Source organism: Marinobacter sp. Arc7-DN-1 (genome assembly GCF_003441595.1).
Classification (GTDB): domain Bacteria; phylum Pseudomonadota; class Gammaproteobacteria; order Pseudomonadales; family Oleiphilaceae; genus Marinobacter; species Marinobacter metalliresistant.
The window spans coordinates 2,840,741-2,856,820 of record NZ_CP031848.1; the positions used below are offsets into that span (position 1 = coordinate 2,840,741).

The following is a 16,080-nucleotide window of genomic DNA, read 5'->3' on the forward strand; positions in this document are numbered from 1 at the left end:
TAGCCGCCCATGATTGAGTTTCGTCAGGTCACCAAGCGATACGACAGTGATCACACCGCCCTGCGCCAGGTCAATTTTGGCCTGGAGCGTGGTGAGCTGGCGTTTCTCACCGGCCACTCCGGTGCCGGTAAAAGTACCCTGCTGAAACTCATCATGGTGATGGAGCGCCCCAGTGCCGGCGAGGTTATTGTGGGCGGGCAAGTGCTGAACCGTTTACCCCGTCGCCAGATTCCCTACATTCGCCGTCACATCGGAGTGGTCTTTCAGAACCATCAGCTGCTGTTTGACCGTACGGTCTTTGACAACGTGGCCATGCCTCTGGAGGTTATGGGGGCATCCCCGAGGGATACCGGGCGCCGGGTTCGGGCCGCCCTGGACAAGGTGGGGTTGCTGAACAAGGAAAAAATGAACCCGGTGCAGCTTTCCGGTGGTGAGCAGCAGCGCGTGGGTATTGCCCGGGCTGTGGTTAACAAACCCCCGGTCCTGCTGGCGGATGAGCCGACGGGTAACCTTGATCCGGCGCTGTCTGCCGACATCATGAACCTCTTTGGTCAGTTCAGCCAGGTGGGTGTTACCGTGCTGATCGCGACCCACGACACTGCCCTGATCAACAAAATGGGGCGGCGGACCCTGACGCTTGATCACGGTCGCCTGACAGCGGGTGGCGCACCAATGGCAGGGGGTGTGAGTGGCTACTGACCCCCGACGAAGGCCGGAGCAGACCCGTGGCGCAAACAGGGTCCGCTCGGCATGGCGCGAGCAGGTGGAAAGCTACCTGACCCACCACCGCAAGGTGGCCCGCGACAGCGCCCGGCGTCTGGGGCGCACCCCGGTTGCCAGCCTGATGACCTGGGCAGTGATGGGGGTGGCGCTGGCGCTGCCGGTCGCGTTGCTATTATTGCTGACCAGTCTTCAGGGTGTGAGTGCTGGCTGGGAGAACAGTGCGCGGGTGACCGCCTATATCGACCTGGAGGTGCCCCTGGAACAGGCTCGCGAGCTCCGTGATGAGATGGCGGCGGACGGCCGGATCGCCAGTGTCGAACTGGTGGACCGCGATCAGGCGCTGAAGGAGTTCCGGGCATCGTCCGGGCTTGAAGATGCCCTGGATTACCTGGAAGAAAATCCCTTGCCGCACACCCTGCTGGTGACGCCGGAGGAAGGTGCCCGCTCTGCGGAAGGTGTGGAAGCTCTGGTCCGGTTTATGGAGGGGATGGAAGGCGTTGAGCGGGTTCAGGTGGACCTGGGCTGGTTGCAGCGCCTGAATGCCATGACCGACCTGTTGGCCCGGGCGGTCTGGGCGCTGGCTATCCTGCTGGCGGCTGCGGTGGTGCTGGTGATAGGGAATACTGTGCGACTGTCGATCGAGAGCCGGCGGGATGAAATCCTCGTCGCCAAGCTGGTGGGCGGCACCGACAGCTTCGTTCGCAGGCCCTTTCTCTATACCGGCGCCTGGTTCGGTCTGGGTGGGGGGGTGGTAGCACTGATATTGTTGCAGCTCTCCTTATGGTGGCTCAGCGGGCCCATAGAGCGGCTGGCAGGCCTGTACCGGAGCGATTTCTCGCTCAACGGACTGAACTTTGATGGTGCGCTGGCGTTGATTATTGTAGCAATGCTGCTAGGCTGGCTTGGCGCCTGGGTCGCGGTGAAACGTCATCTGGATGACATGGAACCGGGCGATATTACCGGGGGTTAATGATCCGGATAGCGGGAAAACCGTATTGTGGAAACAGCTTCCGCTGACGTAGTGTCGAGGACAGCATATTCAGGGTGGATTTTCCAGATAGTTGATTCATAACGGTTTACTGGGGAGTCCGGGAACTATTAAGGTTCTTGGCGGTCTAAAACGCAGTTGGTATATTTAAGGATCGTCGGGTTCGGAGGTTAAAGCATGGGTACGAGTTTACAACTGGTTGACAGACTGGTTCCGGGCGCAAATCTCGAGTCGTACATTCAGGCTGCGAGTCGCATTCCGGTGCTCACAGCGGATGAAGAGCGGGAGCTGGCCGAGCGGCTCCATTATGAGGGCGACGTGGACGCAGCCCGTTATCTGGTTATGTCACACCTGCGTTTCGTGATCCACATTGCCCGGAGCTATTCTGGTTATGGCCTGGCACAGGCAGACCTGATCCAGGAAGGCAACGTTGGCCTGATGAAGGCAGTCAAGCGCTTTAACCCTGAGTATGGGGTTCGGCTGGTGTCTTTTGCCGTGCACTGGATCAAGGCCGAGATTCACGAGTTCATTCTGCGTAACTGGCGTATTGTGAAAGTGGCCACTACCAAGGCCCAGCGCAAGCTGTTCTTCAATCTGCGCAGCCAGAAGAAGAAGCTGGCCTGGCTCAGTCACGATGAGCTGAACGCGGTGGCGGAAGATCTGGGTGTTGCGCCCAAGGTTGTTCGGGAAATGGAAGGCCGGCTAGCCTCCCATGACACGGCGTTCGATGGTCCGATGGACGATGACGAGGACAACGCCTATCAGGCGCCGGCGTATTATCTGGAAGATACCCGTAGCAATCCGGCCACCCAGTTGGAGAATTCCGACTGGTCAGAGGATTCCAATGGCCGCCTGATGGAGGCTCTGGAGCAGCTGGATGAGCGTAGCCAGGACATCCTGCGCGAGCGCTGGTTGTCTGAAAGCAAGTCGACGTTGCATGAGCTGGCTGATAAGTATGGCGTGTCTGCGGAGCGAATTCGGCAGCTTGAGAAGAATGCGATGAAGAAGATCCGCGTGCAGATGTCTGAGGCTGCCTGATTTATCGGCCAGGCTTTCTGGGCTGCGCAGTTAAGAACGCCACCACCGGTTCCGGTTGGTGGCGTTTTTGTTTGGTGCGCCAGGCATGGCGCGTAGCGCCTTGACGGGCGCTGTTCCGGTACAGGTGGTGCTGGCCGGATGACTTGGGGGTGCAAGTCCCCTGTGGGCCCGGTAAGGGGAACCACTAGCCGGACGGCAAGGGTGTCCATCGCGAGGTGGAATCTGAAGGAAGCCGCAGGCAAAACACTGACCTGACGAACAGAAATCGCATACGAGGCGGTCACACCGGGTAAGGCGGCCAATATCGTCAAAGCCCGATACTTGCACAGAAGGTGTGAACGTAGATGCGGCGGGTATAAGTGTGAAGGTCACGCGTCTTACCCTGGGAAGTCTGGTTTTCTGCCACCGTGCTACTCACCTCGTGAGGGGTGGGGATGGGAAGCCAGAACTCAGCAGAGGCCATAGTAGGTGTGTCACCGCACACTGAAGGGCCTGAACATGGTTGACCGCAAGTAGGCGATGAGTGCTCGTGGTGTGCTTATGAAGACAGAAGCGGCCCGGATGGGTCAGGGCAATCAGGGAGGCGCCGGACGGAATCCGGCAGAGACTGGTGCCCGTGTCGAGGCAGACGCGGAGGCTCATTCGTGGACGAACGCGGAGCCGAACGCGCGGATGGAACAGGTGCTTGAGCGCCCGAACCTGATGCGTGCGTATCAGCGGGTGGGTGTCCAACAAGGGCGCAGCTGGCGTCGATCAGATGCCCACAACGGCCCTGAAAGGCCACCTGCAACAGCATTGGCCAACGGTGCGTGAGCGCTTATTGGCCGGACGCTACCATCCTCAGCCCATACGCCGGGTCAGTATCCCCAAGCCGCAAGGCGGCGAACGGGTACTGGGTATTCCGACGGTACAAGATCGCCTGATTCAACAAGCCCTTCACCAAGTGCTGAGCCCGATGCTGGAACCGACCTTCTCGGATCACAGTTACGGCTTCCGGCCTGGGGAGAAGTGCCCATCAGGCGGTCAAGGCGATGCAGCAGCACATCAATGAGGGCCACCGTTGGGTGGTCGATCTGGATCTGGCCCAGTTCTTTGACCGGGTCAACCACGATGTGCTGATGAGCCTGCTGGCTCGTCGCATCACCGACCGCCGGATACTGACCCTGATCCGACGTTATCTGGAAGCCGCATGCTGGGACGGTGGGGTGGTCAGCCCGAGACGGGAAGGGACGCCACAAGGCGGCCCGCTCTCGCCTCTGCTCTCCAATGTTCTTTTGACCGAACTGGACAGGGAGCTGGAGCGCCGGGGCCATCGGTTCTGCCGCTACGCGGACGACTGCAATATCTACGTTCGTAGCAAGCGAAGCCGGGCACCGGATCATGGCCAGCCTCACCCACTATCTGGAAACGCACTTGCGCCTGAAGATCAACACGGAGAAAAAGCGCCGTGGATCGGCCTTGGCGCCGGAGCTATCTGGGTTACAGCGTAAGCTGGCACAAACAGGTTCGGCTGAGGGATTTGCGCCCAAGAGCCTGAAAGCTCATCAGGCCAACCTGCGTCAGTTGCTCCGACGATCACGGGGGCGATCGCTGCTGACCACCATCCAACACCTGAATCCAGTGCTGCGAGGGTGGGCGAACTACTACCGCCTGACCGACTCAAAGCGCTCGGGTAGAGGCGATGGACGGGTGGGTACGGCGACGACTCCGCCTGATCCTGTGGCGACAATGGAAGCGAGTTCACACTCGAGCTCGCAACCTGATGCGGCTTGGACTGGTGGAGGAACGGGCTTGGAAAAGCGCGACAAACGGGCGCGGGCCTTGGTGGAATAGCGGGGCATCGCATATGAATGCCGCACTCCCCAAGAAGGTCTTTAACCGCCTGTCTCTGGTAAGCTTGTTGGATACGATGACTCGGCTTCAGAGCCAGCCATGAACCGCCGTATACGGAACCGTACGTACGGTGGTGTGAGAGGACGGGGGAGGTAACTCCCCCTCCTACTCGATTATAATCGGAAATTATAACTTGGGGGCAGAAGCGATTGGGTGGGCCTTTCCAAAACACGCTGTGAATACGTCCCTGTACGCTCGGCTCCGCCATTCATGGCTCCGCACGGTTTTGGAAAGGCCCACCCAATCCCTTCTCGAACTTCTGGTGTTAAGGCCTGAAAAATGACTACAAATCGTCTTCATATTGCCTTTCTGGGTATCGGCCTGATGGGCGCGCCGATGACCCGAAATCTTCTGAATGCGGGTTTCCCGATGACTTTGTGGAACCGGACTGCCAGCAAGTGTGAGCCGTTCGCCTCGGAGGCATCGATTGCCGAGTCTCCGGCAGAGGCGGTTGCCAGTGCCGATGTGGTGATCACCATGCTGGAGAACAGTGATGTGGTGGAGCAGGTGCTGGTGGTACAAGGGGCGATTGATGCCCTGAAGCCGGGTGCGCTGGTGATCGATATGAGCTCTGTTCAGCCGTCTGTGGCCCGGCGTCATGGCGAGCTGGCCGCGGAGCGCAATGCTGGTTATGTGGACGCGCCGGTATCCGGGGGCACGGTGGGTGCCGCTGAGGCCCGCCTGAGCATTATGGCCGGTGGCTCGGAGGCGGATGTGGACCGGGCCCGGCTGGTGTTTGATGCGCTTGGCAAGTGTACGAGGATTGGTCCGGTGGGATCCGGGCAGCTGGCGAAGCTGGCCAACCAGGCGGTTGTGGGGATTACCATCGGTGCGGTGTCTGAGGCGTTGTTGCTCGCTGCGAAGGGCGGGGCGGATCCAGCAGCGGTTCGGGAAGCCTTGTTGGGCGGCTTTGCTGGTAGCCGGATTCTGGAATTGCACGGTCAGCGGATGATTGACCGTGATTTCGCGCCCGGCGCTCCGGCCCGTATTCAGCTCAAGGACATGCGCATGATTCTGGATGAGGCTCGCGCGGAAGGTTTAACCCTGCCGCTGGCCCAGCAGACCCATAATGAATATCTGTCGCTGGTGGCCAATGGTCACAGTGAGGTTGACCACAGCGGTCTGCTGCTTGAGCTGGAGCACCTGAATGGTGCTCTGCTTGGCGCTCTTGGCCGCCGCCCCAAGGAGTAACGACGCCATGCCCCGTTTTGCTGCCAATCTGTCCATGTTGTTCACAGAAGTCGATTTTCCCGAGCGTTTTGCCATGGCCCGGGCTGCGGGATTTGAGGGAGTGGAGTATCTGTTCCCCTATGCCTACCCGAAAGACATGCTCAGTCAGATGTTGAACGACAATCAGCTGACGCAGGTGCTGTTCAATCTGCCGCCGGGTGACTGGGAGGCTGGTGAGCGGGGCATTGCCTGCCTGCCAGACCGGGTGGATGAGTTCAAAGCTGGTGTGACTCAGGCAATCGTGTATGCCCGGGCGCTGGGTTGCAGGCAGTTGAATTGCCTGGCAGGGCTGAAGCCGGCCGATCTGCCCGAGGATATCGCATGGCAGACCCTGGTGGACAACGTGGCCTGGGCGGCCGGAAAGCTGGCAGAGGACAACATCACCCTGTGCCTGGAAGCCATTAACTCACGGGTGGATATGCCGGATTTCTTTCTGGACACCTCCGGCAAGGTGCTTGCAGTGATTGAGGAGGTGGACGCAGACAACGTTCGCCTGCAGTATGACCTTTACCATATGCAGATCATGGAGGGGGATCTGGTGCGCTCAATGGAGTGTCTGCTGCCCTGGATTGGCCACATTCAGTTTGCCGATAATCCGGGGCGTCATGAACCGGGCACCGGGGAGATTAACTTTTCGAATGTTTTTGCGGCCATCGACAGCATGGACTATGAAGGTTGGGTAAGTGCCGAGTATCGGCCCTCAGGCGCCACGGGCGACAGTCTGGGCTGGTTTAAAGGTAAGGGTTGACCGTCGCCATAGGCGACACCCTCTTACAAGATGGTAACTGGCCGGCTTACCAAGTTCTTCGTACCCTTGTGGTCAATGAAATGTGGTCAATGAAATCGTGGTCAATGTAATCCGCTATCGGGAGGAGAGCCGGTGAAAGCGCTGGTAATCGAAGACGATCAGGACGTAGCAAATTATCTTGTCAAAGGGCTGAAGGAATCCGACTTCGTGGTGGATCATGCGGCCGACGGCAAGGAAGGCATGATGATGGCGGCCAGTGAGGACTACGACATCATGATTGTGGACCGCATGCTGCCGGGGATGGACGGGCTGTCTATCATCAAGACCGTCCGGGCCACCGGAAACCAGGTGCCGGTTCTGATTCTGAGCGCCCTGGGCGATGTGGACGACCGTGTTGAGGGTCTGCGGGGCGGCGGTGATGACTACCTGACCAAGCCGTTTTCCTTCACCGAGTTGTTGGCCCGCATCGAATCCCTGATCCGACGCAATCGGCAGACGGCGGAAACCGAAACCGTATTGCGGGTGGCCGATCTGGAGATGGATCTGCTGGCCCGGACCGTCAAGCGGGCAGGCCAGAACATTGATGTTCAGCCCCGCGAATTCCGGTTGCTGGAATATCTGATGCGCAACGCCGGCCAGGTGGTCACCCGGACCATGCTGCTGGAGAAAGTCTGGGACTATCACTTCGATCCCCAGACCAACGTCATAGACGTGCATATCAGCCGGCTGCGAGCCAAGATCGACAAGGAATTCGATACCCCCTTACTGCAAACCATCCGGGGTGCAGGGTACATGTTACGTGAAACTGCTTAGCCAGCTCAGGACCTCGTCTTTTCAGTTAGCCCTGCTGTACATGGTGGTGTTTGCCACCTCGGTATTTCTGTTACTGGCCTTTATCTATTGGCGTACAGCGGGCTTCATGACCGCCCAGACCGACGAAACCATTGAAGCGGAAATCGCCGGTCTGGCGGAGCAGTACCGGGGCCGTGGGGTAAACGGCCTGATCACCATTATTCGCGAGCGGGTTGCCCGCGATCCCAATGCCAAATCCATTTACCTGCTGACCACAGACGACTTCCTGAAGTTGGCCGGAAATATCGAGACCTGGCCGGAAGGCAGCCGTTCCGAGAGCGGCTGGATCAACTTCACCCTGAACGAATCGGTTGGCTGGACCGGGCCTGAACGGCTGGCCCGCGCCCGCATCTTCGAGGTGCAGGGTGGTCTGCGACTGCTCGTGGGGCGGGATGTGGACGAGCTCACCAATCTGAAGCGGGTGATTGAAACCGCCATCAACTGGGGGATGGGGATCACTCTGGGGCTCGCCCTGCTGGGCGGCTTTTTGATGAGCCGGAGCACCACCCGCCGCATTGAGATCATCAACAACACCTCCCGCCGGATCATGAATGGCCACCTGTCCCTGAGAATTCCTACCCGTGGAACGGACGACGATTTTGACCAGCTGGCGGAAAACCTTAACCAGATGCTGGACCGCATTGTTTATCTGATGGAAGGTATCCGGCACGTTTCCGACAGCATTGCCCATGACCTTCGCACCCCCCTGACCCGCCTGCGGAACCAGCTTGAAAATACCCTGATGTCGGTAGATAACGATGAAGCGAGGGAACAGGCCGGCCGCGCCGTGGCCGAGGCCGATCAGTTGCTGGCAACCTTCAACGCCTTGCTGCGGATTGCCCGGCTTGAAACCCGGGGCAATGCGGCTGATATGAAACCGGTATCGCTGGATGAACTGGTTACCGACGCCTGCGAACTCTATGAGGCGTTGTCGGAGGATAAAGACCAGTCCTTTGAGCAGTCCCTGGAAAGCGGCGTGATGATCGAAGGTGACCGGGATCTGCTGTTCCAGATGGTAAGTAACCTGATCGATAACGCGATCAAATACACTCCGGAACACGGGGTTATTGGTGTTGCCGTTCGAAAGGAAGGTGCCGAGGCGATCTTCGAGGTTCGGGACAGTGGTATTGGTATTCCCGACGCCGAGAAAGATCAGGTGTTCCAGCGCTTCTATCGTGTTGGCAAGAGCCGCTCATTGCCAGGCAACGGCCTGGGGCTGAGCCTGGTGAGCGCGGTTGCGGAAATCCACCAGGGCCGAATTGTTCTGAGCGATACCCACCCGGGGGATACTCCGCCCGGACTGACTGTGACCGTCCGGATGCCTGCCTTTACCGAGGCCCGGAAACGGATCCGGGCAGCGCAGGCAGAACAGCCAGCGGACTCAGCGGGAGCGGAAGCCCGAATCGCAACAGAATCCACTGGCGCAGAAACTCACTGACTGGCGCGGAACCGGTTAATCCTCGACAGTACCGGGCTTACCAGGGCATCTGTGCGGCATTCAATCTGGTGGGTGATCTTTTCAACCTGTGAACGGCGGCGATTCACCCGCACCTGAATACTGTCCCACTCCCCCTCCAGATGCTTCTGCTCGGCCATCAGAAAGGCCGCAATGTTATGGCGGTTCACCTTGCCGGTGATGCCGAACTGGTCCAGCCTATAACCCACGGCGTCTACGCCATTAAGCGCCATATTCAACAATTTTTGAGTATTCATGTCGGTATCTCCGTCACTGGAACCTGTAAAAAGTTATTTTGCAAAGTTATGCCTTGCCCCTAGAGTGTGCAACCTAATTCCCGGGGGAGAGGGTCGGCCATTTCCCTGACCAAAAGGTAATTCCTCGGCCACGCCGGTGTAATGCTCGCTGTGCATAATAGACACTGTAGCTTTGGAAGCATGCACGAATTGTTGCTTGCTTCTCCCTCCAGCACAGCGCTAGCCTTACCCCGTTTTTACGGGGTTTTTTTAGTGCGCCCGGCATGGGCGCACTCCTGGAGGTGCAAGTCCTCCCGTAAGCTGGCCACAGCGAACGAAGTGAAGCGCAACTGCGGAAGGGCGACCAACTGTGGAGAGGAAGCGTGGAGCGTAAACCGTGAGCCGATGAACAAGAATCGGATATAAGGCGCTGCCGAGCAGGGCGAGCGGGCTAGAAGCCGCGAAGCTCTTGTGGCCAAGGCGATGCGGCGTAAATCCGGCGGTTGTGCGGTGAAGGAGTGTGTTCTTACCCGGGGATATCTCGCCTTATGCCTGAAAGGGCAACGTGGCAACACGGAGCGAGAAGTCAGCAGAGGCCATAGTAGTTTCCGGAATGGAACGAAGGGCCGAACGAGAAGGAGCGTCAAACGCCTTGTCGATGAGCATTGTACGGCATCAGATGCCCGCGCCAGCGGGGCGGGTTACGGAGCGGGAAGGTGAAGCCTTGCCAGATGTGACCAGCGATGAAACAGGACTCCCGCGACGAGAACCGGAGGGCGCAGGGCGAGGCCTGCTTGAGCAGGTATTCGCACGAGAGAATATGCAACGGGCATGGAAGCGCGTGAAGGCCAACAAGGGAGCGGCGGGTATCGACGGTCTGGACATTGCCCAGACAGCCGAACACCTGCAATGGGCCTGGCCGGATCTCCGGCAACAATTGCTGGAAGGTCGCTATCGGCCTCAGCCTGTCCGTCGGGTAGGCATCCCGAAACCGGACGGAAGTGAACGGGAACTGGGTATCCCCACCGTGACCGACCGTCTGATTCAACAGGCACTGTTGCAAGTGCTGCAACCTCTGATCGATCCAACCTTCAGCGAGCACAGCCACGGCTTCCGCCCGGGCCGTCGGGCTCAGGATGCGGTTTTGGCTGCACACCGCTATGCCCAGCAGGGCCACCACATCGTGGTGGACGTCGACCTGTCGAAGTTCTTCGACCGGGTCAACCACGACATCCTGATCGACCGTCTGAAGCCGCGTGTGAACGACACCGGAGTCATCCGGCTGGTTCGGGCGTATCTGAATGCGGGCATTATGGATGGCGGAGTCGTCATTGAGCGACACGAAGGCACGCCGCAAGGCGGGCCTCTGTCGCCTTTATTGGCGAACGTCCTGCTGGACGAGGTGGATCGGGAACTGGAGCGCCGGGGCCACTGCTTCGCCCGCTATGCCGATGACTGCAACGTCTACGTACGCAGTCAGAAAGCCGGTGAGCGAGTGATGCGACTGTTGCGTCGCTGTTACGGCAAATTGCGCTTGACGATCAACGAATCCAAAAGCGCAGTCGCCAGTGCGTTCGGTCGAAAGTTCCTCGGCTATGCCTTATGGCAGACGAGGGACGGAGACGTCCGGCGCGCGGTATCAGCCAAGGCGTTACAGGCGTTCAAGTGGAGGATCAGGCAACTGACCCGACGCAACGGAGGGCGCAGTATTGAGCAGGTGGTAGAGCAACTCCGTAGCTACCTGTTGGGATGGAAAGGGTACTTCCGGCTGGCGCAAACGCCACGCATCTGGCGGTCGCTGGATGAGTGGTTACGCCGTCGCCTAAGAGCCTTGCATCTCAAACAGTGGAAGCGGGGCAGGACCATTTACCGGGAACTGCTGCGCCTTGGCGCGAGTCCCTGGGTTGCGGAATCAGTGGCGGCCCTGAGCCGTCGCTGGTGGCATAACAGTCGGTCTGCCATTCACAACGTGCTGACGATTGCCTACTTTGATCGGTTGGGCGTGCCGCGTCTCTCGTGATACCTCAACGTCTCGAACCGCCCGGTGCGGACCCGCTTGCCGGGTGGTGTGGGAGGGGCGGAGTCTAGTGGCTCCCCCCTATCCCGATTACCCTCATATTTTTCATACAGGCACAGGACGTTGTGAACCGATGACCGAGGCTCCCGGAAATGGTGCTCCGCGCCCCAGATACATCACCCCGGACGGTGAGCGGGCACTGCGTGACGAATTGCAGTACCTGTGGAAGGTGAAGCGGCCGGAAGTGACCCAGGCGGTGAGGGAAGCCGCTGCCCTTGGCGATCGTTCCGAGAATGCCGAATACATCTACGGCAAGAAGCAGTTACGGGAAATCGACCGCCGGGTTCGCTTTTTGGGCAAGCGACTGGAAGAGCTCACCGTTGTGGACCGGTTGCCGGATGATCGCAACAAGGTATTTTTCGGCGCCTGGGTGACGGTGGAAGATGAGGATGGCGACGAGCAGACCTATCGACTGGTAGGGGCGGATGAATTTGATCTGGATAAAGGCTATCTGAGCATCAACTCGCCGATGGCCCGGGCCCTGATCGGCAAGCGCCTTGATGATGAGGTGAGTGTCCGCACCCCGGAGGGCTGGAAATCGGTGTTTGTGGTTGGCATCCGCTATCAGGAGCTCTTGGACGACAAGTGAAAAGCGTCACAGAATCGTCGCCTGGCCAGGCAATCGGTGTGTTTTGGCGATAGACTGATCAAAAATCGTCACACTGCTTTTTACTGGCAAGGATCTGCCAGCCGGGATTGTCATCATGGGTATGCGTTCGGAATGCGGGAAAACGGAAAGGAATGCCAGTCATTCGCTGGCTTTTGTCGGGTTGGTGACAGCGTTGATGTGTCCGGCCTTTGCCCTGGCCGAGGAAGCGTCATCCGCTGAGAGTGAAGTCAGCGCCTTCCAGTTTGAAGAGCGGTCGACGATTCACACCATTCCGCTTCGTTCCATTGAGGAAGAAGCCTTGGCGAACACGGTGATTGAGGGCGGCATTGCGGTTCCGGCAATGACTGTTCCGCTGAAGCCCCGGGTAGAGGACGATTTCTATCTGGACCGTCTGGGTCTTCGCCCGGGCGACAACCGCACCGACCTGGGCCGCTCCGAGATTCCGGTGGAGTTCCGGTTCAGTAATCCCAAGTCCATACCCGGGCAAACCCATGGCAACAACTATGTGATCCGCCCGGGCGAGAACCGCACTTACGACGCCCTGAACATCAACCTGAACGAGCGCTGATCCCGGTCTCAGGCAGCGGCACAGCCGGTACTGTCCATCGACGCCTTGCCAAGCACATCCTCGTAAAAGAACGCCAGTGCCTGACTGGCCTGGTTGAATCGTGCCCGGGATACCCGGAGGCGATCGCTCAGATAATCCAGAAACAGCTGGCGGTCTTCATTGGCCAGGGCTTCCGGGTTCTTCGGATCGTGGAACAGCACGAATCGGGTGATCCAGTGAAGGTATGTCTGTTCGGAACGCTGATTGAGCTGATGTTTGCGGATGGCGTCCTTGACCCGGCCCACAAGGCCCGGCTGGCTTTGTTCCAGCGCCTCGGTGATGTCCATGAGAAACTCTTCCTGATGAATTGGTATTGTTATAGTGCGCGCATCTTATGACAGTCTTTTGACCGTCGCAAAACTTTTGGAAGGGGATTGATCCCGATCAGGCTCCTGACCGGGATCCGGGGCAGTGCGGCTTACTTTAGTGATTCGAGCTTGTCGATGTACTTCTGCATGGCATCGTCGCCGGACATGCCCTTGAGTTTTTCCCAGGCATCAAACTTGGCACGGCCGACAAAATCCATCATGCCCGGGCGCTTGCCAGACGCATCACCGGCGGTAGCCTGTTTGTAGAGCGCGTAGAATTCCAGTTTCATCTCGTTGGACGGTTTGACGTCACCCTCAGCGGTCTGGATGTAGTTGACGGCTTCGTCGAAGCGGGTTTTCAGGTCACTCATGTTGATCTCCTTACTGGTTACACTTTGTTCCTGTCAGTTGGGCGAGTATAGCCACAGCCAGGTGGTCCGTCATTGGCTCTACAACCCTGCACGGGCGGCGAAACGGAGGTATTCTGGCAAAAGCTTGCCCGGGCGCACATTCTGGAAGAATACTGGCCAGTTTTTGCTTGAGAAAGGCAAGTGATCTGTGTAGAGTCTTGATCGTTGCGCGCCAGGACGGTGCGTGCAAGGGATTGAAAAATCGCAAATGATTTGCACAGGGAGCAAGCGCATGTCTTCTAGAGACGGTTCCGTCGCGCCGAAAGAGCGCATTAATATCAAGTACGTCCCCGCCACCGGCGATCAGCAGGCTGAAACCGAGCTACCGCTGAAAATGTTCGTGGTTGGCGATTTCAAGGGACACGCCGAAGAAACCCCCATCGAAGATCGCAAGGCCATTTCCGTCGACAAGAACAATTTCCGTTCGGTCATGAAGGAAGCCGGCCTGACCCTTTCCACCACGGTTACCAACAAGCTGGAGGAGGACGCCGACGAATTGCCGGTGAACCTGGAATTCCAGACTCTCGACGACTTCTCCCCGGACAGCGTTGCCCGTCAGGTGCCCGAGCTGAACAAGCTGATTGAACTGCGGGAAGCTCTGGTGGCCCTCAAGGGCCCGCTGGGTAATGTACCGTCGTTTCGGTCCAAACTACAGGAACTGCTGGACAACGATGGCGCCCGGGACAAACTGCTGGCCGAACTGGAACTGGCCACCGACAGCGAGTAATCGAAGCCGGCGGGTAACGCCAGGTTCACAAAACTCTGTTTTCAACACGTACTGAAGGGATGTGGTATGTCTGATACTGCCGTGCAGCAATCTGCTGCCTCCGAATCCGCCGCAGATGCTATTCAATCAGGGGCTGAGGGCTCGTTGCTGGACCAGGTGATGGCCAACAGCCGAATGGCGCCGGCCGATGAGGGTTACGATGTCGCCCGCAAGGGCGTGGCAACGTTTATTGCCAACCTGCTGAAAAGCGATGAGAAAGGCCAGCCGGTCAACAAGGCGCTGGTGGACCAGATGGTGGTTGAACTGGACCGCAAGATCAGCGCCCAGATGGATGAAATCCTGCATGCGCCCAAACTGCAGGAACTGGAGTCCTCCTGGCGTGGCCTGAAGCTGATGGTAGATCGCACCGATTTCCGCGAGAACATCAAGGTGGATATTCTTCACGCCACCAAGACCGAATTGCTGGAAGACTTCGAGTTCGCGCCCGACGTCACCCAGACCGGCTTCTACAAGCATATTTACTCCACCGAATACGGCCAGTTCGGCGGTGAGCCGGTCGGCGCGGTGGTGGGTAACTACGCGTTCACCCCGTCCACGCCAGACATGAAGCTGCTGCAGTATGTCTCTTCCGTAGGCGCCATGGCCCACGCGCCATTCCTGTCCTCCGTGGCACCCTCGTTCTTTGGTGTCGACAGCTACCAGGAATTGCCGGCCATCAAGGAGCTGAAGGCGGTTTTCGAAGGTCCGAAATACGCCAGGTGGCGTTCCCTGCGTGAGTCCGAGGACGCCCGCTATCTGGGCCTGGCATCGCCGCGCTTCCTGCTGCGGGTGCCTTACGACCCCACTGAAAATCCGGTGCGCAGCTTCAACTACAAGGAAGACGTGTCCGCCGACCACGAGCATTACCTGTGGGGCAACACCGCCTACCTGCTGGCCACCCGCCTGACCGAAAGCTTTGCCAGGTATCGCTGGTGCCCGAACATTATTGGCCCGCAAAGTGGCGGTGCGGTGGAAGACCTGCCGGTGCACCTGTTCGAATCCTTCGGCCAGCTCGAAGCCAAGATCCCGACCGAAGTACTGATCACCGACCGTCGCGAATACGAAATGGCCGACGAAGGCTTCATCGCCCTGACCATGCGCAAGGGCAGCGACAACGCGGCCTTCTTCTCCGCCAACTCGGTGCAGAAACCCAAGCAGTTCCCGAACACCAAGGAAGGCAAGGAAGCGGAAACCAACTACAAGCTGGGTACCCAACTGCCTTACATGATGATCGTCAACCGCCTGGCCCACTACATCAAGGTGCTGCAGCGCGAACAGATCGGTTCGTGGAAGGAACGCCAGGACCTGGAGCGGGAACTGAACACCTGGATCCGCCAGTACGTGGCCGACCAGGAAAACCCGCCGGCGGAAGTCCGCAGCCGTCGCCCCCTGCGCGCCGCGCAGGTCACCGTCTCCGACGTGGAAGGCGATCCGGGCTGGTACCAGGTCTCCCTGGCGGTGCGTCCGCATTTCAAGTACATGGGCGCCAACTTCGAACTGTCACTGGTTGGCCGACTGGACAAGGATTAATCCGTGTTCCATCACCCGGCCAGCGACGGATCGCAGGCCAGCAGCGGCAGCCTGTTCGAACGACTGGAACAGGCCGCCGCGCCGCCCGGTCAGAGCATGGGAGACGTCACCCATGTTGTTGAATCCATCAAACGCCACCTGGTCCGCCTGCTGAACGCCCATCCGGGCAACAGCGCCAGCGTACCAGATCTGGGGTTGCTGGATTTCAACGACGCCACGCTCGGCACCCACGATCTGAGTGTTCAGATCCGCGGCGCGATCCGGCAGTGCATCGAGAAGTTCGAACCCAGGGTGAAGCGGGTGGATGTCGTTAATCTGCCCCAGGGACCAGATCCGCTGCAGCTGCGATTTCAGGTGACGGTCTATCTGAACGTCGGTGACAACGACGACAAAACAACCATAGATTTGGTTCTGGATGACAAGCGGTATTACCGCGTGATTTAGACAGCAGGGATAGGAGGGGGTGGCGACACTTTTCTTCTGGGAAAAACAACTCGCTTCGCTCAGACATCTTTTTCCCGCCAGAAAAGCATCCCCACCCCCTCCGGCAAACCTGAGTGGTATTTGCTCCGGACTGTTTTGAAGGCAAGGATGAGAGCGGGGGTGTG

General features: G+C 58.8%; 16 protein-coding genes and 1 pseudogene. 14 read left to right on the forward strand and 3 right to left on the reverse strand.

The features are described from left to right. Positions 1 to 9 precede the first annotated feature (9 nt). The 8 genes and pseudogenes from ftsE to D0851_RS13380 all read left to right on the forward strand — a co-directional run bounded on the left by ftsE (position 10) and on the right by D0851_RS13380 (position 8,910). Entirely contained in the window at positions 10 to 699 is a 690-nt protein-coding gene (gene ftsE / locus D0851_RS13345; protein ID WP_117619076.1) for a cell division ATP-binding protein FtsE, read from the forward strand. Continuing rightward, positions 689 to 1,693 (forward strand): permease-like cell division protein FtsX, encoded by a 1,005-nt coding sequence (ftsX, locus tag D0851_RS13350; protein WP_117619077.1) that lies wholly within the window; start codon positions 689 to 691, stop codon positions 1,691 to 1,693. The genes ftsE and ftsX overlap by 11 nt, the downstream gene beginning before the upstream one ends. Positions 1,694 to 1,888: 195 nt before the next feature. After that, a complete protein-coding gene (rpoH, locus tag D0851_RS13355) occupies positions 1,889 to 2,749 on the forward strand; it encodes an RNA polymerase sigma factor RpoH (RefSeq protein ID WP_117619078.1) in 861 nt (286 codons plus the stop codon). A 561-nt stretch (positions 2,750 to 3,310) separates the two neighbouring features. Further along, positions 3,311 to 4,685, forward strand: a pseudogene (ltrA, locus tag D0851_RS20350) (group II intron reverse transcriptase/maturase). Between the two features lie 236 nt (positions 4,686 to 4,921). Continuing rightward, positions 4,922 to 5,833: an NAD(P)-dependent oxidoreductase gene (locus tag D0851_RS13365; RefSeq protein WP_117619079.1), complete on the forward strand. Its 912-nt coding sequence runs from the start codon at positions 4,922 to 4,924 to the stop codon at positions 5,831 to 5,833. A 7-nt stretch (positions 5,834 to 5,840) separates the two neighbouring features. Then, positions 5,841 to 6,620 (forward strand): hydroxypyruvate isomerase, encoded by a 780-nt coding sequence (gene hyi / locus D0851_RS13370; protein ID WP_117619080.1) that lies wholly within the window; start codon positions 5,841 to 5,843, stop codon positions 6,618 to 6,620. Positions 6,621 to 6,752: 132 nt separating this feature from the next. Continuing rightward, positions 6,753 to 7,433, forward strand: a complete 681-nt coding sequence (locus tag D0851_RS13375) for a response regulator transcription factor (protein WP_117619081.1) — start codon at positions 6,753 to 6,755, stop codon at positions 7,431 to 7,433. Beyond that, the gene (locus tag D0851_RS13380; RefSeq protein WP_117619082.1) at positions 7,420 to 8,910 is read left to right on the forward strand and encodes a sensor histidine kinase; all 1,491 of its coding nucleotides are present in this window, start codon (positions 7,420 to 7,422) and stop codon (positions 8,908 to 8,910) included. Before D0851_RS13375 ends, D0851_RS13380 begins: the two co-directional genes overlap by 14 nt. Here D0851_RS13380 and D0851_RS13385 read toward each other — a convergent pair. Beyond that, on the reverse strand, positions 8,904 to 9,185 hold the full coding sequence (locus D0851_RS13385) for a hypothetical protein (protein ID WP_117619083.1): 282 nt from the start codon (positions 9,183 to 9,185) through the stop codon (positions 8,904 to 8,906). The two genes, D0851_RS13380 and D0851_RS13385, sit on opposite strands and share 7 nt — an antisense overlap. 631 nt (positions 9,186 to 9,816) lie before the next feature. Here D0851_RS13385 and ltrA (D0851_RS13395) point away from each other — a divergent pair. The 3 genes from ltrA (D0851_RS13395) to D0851_RS13405 all read left to right on the forward strand — a co-directional run bounded on the left by ltrA (D0851_RS13395) (position 9,817) and on the right by D0851_RS13405 (position 12,419). Further along, the gene (ltrA, locus tag D0851_RS13395) at positions 9,817 to 11,184 is read left to right on the forward strand and encodes a group II intron reverse transcriptase/maturase (protein ID WP_162893738.1); all 1,368 of its coding nucleotides are present in this window, start codon (positions 9,817 to 9,819) and stop codon (positions 11,182 to 11,184) included. 130 nt (positions 11,185 to 11,314) lie between these two features. Next, the gene (gene greB, locus D0851_RS13400; protein ID WP_117619085.1) at positions 11,315 to 11,830 is read left to right on the forward strand and encodes a transcription elongation factor GreB; all 516 of its coding nucleotides are present in this window, start codon (positions 11,315 to 11,317) and stop codon (positions 11,828 to 11,830) included. Positions 11,831 to 11,945: 115 nt separating this feature from the next. Further along, positions 11,946 to 12,419 (forward strand): hypothetical protein, encoded by a 474-nt coding sequence (locus tag D0851_RS13405; protein WP_227539303.1) that lies wholly within the window; start codon positions 11,946 to 11,948, stop codon positions 12,417 to 12,419. An 8-nt stretch (positions 12,420 to 12,427) separates the two neighbouring features. Here the strand turns inward: D0851_RS13405 and D0851_RS13410 are convergent, their stop codons facing one another. Together D0851_RS13410 and D0851_RS13415 are read right to left on the reverse strand one after the other, a co-directional pair. After that, positions 12,428 to 12,745: a site-specific integrase gene (locus D0851_RS13410; protein ID WP_117619086.1), complete on the reverse strand. Its 318-nt coding sequence runs from the start codon at positions 12,743 to 12,745 to the stop codon at positions 12,428 to 12,430. Between the two features lie 131 nt (positions 12,746 to 12,876). Continuing rightward, complete coding sequence (locus tag D0851_RS13415; RefSeq protein ID WP_117619087.1) at positions 12,877 to 13,137, reverse strand: acyl-CoA-binding protein; 261 nt, start codon at positions 13,135 to 13,137, stop codon at positions 12,877 to 12,879. 271 nt (positions 13,138 to 13,408) lie between these two features. Here D0851_RS13415 and tssB point away from each other — a divergent pair, with 271 nt between their 5' ends. The 3 genes from tssB to tssE all read left to right on the forward strand — a co-directional run bounded on the left by tssB (position 13,409) and on the right by tssE (position 15,916). Continuing rightward, on the forward strand, positions 13,409 to 13,903 hold the full coding sequence (gene tssB, locus D0851_RS13420; protein ID WP_117619088.1) for a type VI secretion system contractile sheath small subunit: 495 nt from the start codon (positions 13,409 to 13,411) through the stop codon (positions 13,901 to 13,903). A 66-nt stretch (positions 13,904 to 13,969) separates the two neighbouring features. Then, positions 13,970 to 15,472, forward strand: coding sequence for a type VI secretion system contractile sheath large subunit (tssC, locus tag D0851_RS13425; protein ID WP_117619089.1), 1,503 nt, complete (start codon positions 13,970 to 13,972; stop codon positions 15,470 to 15,472). 3 nt (positions 15,473 to 15,475) lie between these two features. Next, positions 15,476 to 15,916 carry a type VI secretion system baseplate subunit TssE gene (gene tssE, locus D0851_RS13430; RefSeq protein WP_117619090.1) on the forward strand — a complete coding sequence of 147 codons (441 nt, stop codon included), beginning with the start codon at positions 15,476 to 15,478 and terminating at the stop codon, positions 15,914 to 15,916. The last annotated feature ends 164 nt before the right edge of the window (positions 15,917 to 16,080 follow it).

Bases quoted from the DNA above. Each gene is read 5' to 3' on its own strand.
- ftsE (WP_117619076.1), top strand. From the start codon at position 10: ATGATTGAGTTTCGTCAGGTCACCAAGCGATACGACAGTGATCACACC.
- rpoH (WP_117619078.1), top strand. From the start codon at position 1,889: ATGGGTACGAGTTTACAACTGGTTGACAGACTGGTTCCGGGCGCAAAT.
- D0851_RS13365 (WP_117619079.1), top strand. From the start codon at position 4,922: ATGACTACAAATCGTCTTCATATTGCCTTTCTGGGTATCGGCCTGATG.
- hyi (WP_117619080.1), top strand. From the start codon at position 5,841: ATGCCCCGTTTTGCTGCCAATCTGTCCATGTTGTTCACAGAAGTCGAT.
- D0851_RS13385 (WP_117619083.1), bottom strand. From the start codon at position 9,185: ATGAATACTCAAAAATTGTTGAATATGGCGCTTAATGGCGTAGACGCC.
- greB (WP_117619085.1), top strand. From the start codon at position 11,315: ATGACCGAGGCTCCCGGAAATGGTGCTCCGCGCCCCAGATACATCACC.
- D0851_RS13405 (WP_227539303.1), top strand. From the start codon at position 11,946: ATGGGTATGCGTTCGGAATGCGGGAAAACGGAAAGGAATGCCAGTCAT.
- D0851_RS13410 (WP_117619086.1), bottom strand. From the start codon at position 12,745: ATGGACATCACCGAGGCGCTGGAACAAAGCCAGCCGGGCCTTGTGGGC.
- D0851_RS13415 (WP_117619087.1), bottom strand. From the start codon at position 13,137: ATGAGTGACCTGAAAACCCGCTTCGACGAAGCCGTCAACTACATCCAG.
- tssB (WP_117619088.1), top strand. From the start codon at position 13,409: ATGTCTTCTAGAGACGGTTCCGTCGCGCCGAAAGAGCGCATTAATATC.
- tssC (WP_117619089.1), top strand. From the start codon at position 13,970: ATGTCTGATACTGCCGTGCAGCAATCTGCTGCCTCCGAATCCGCCGCA.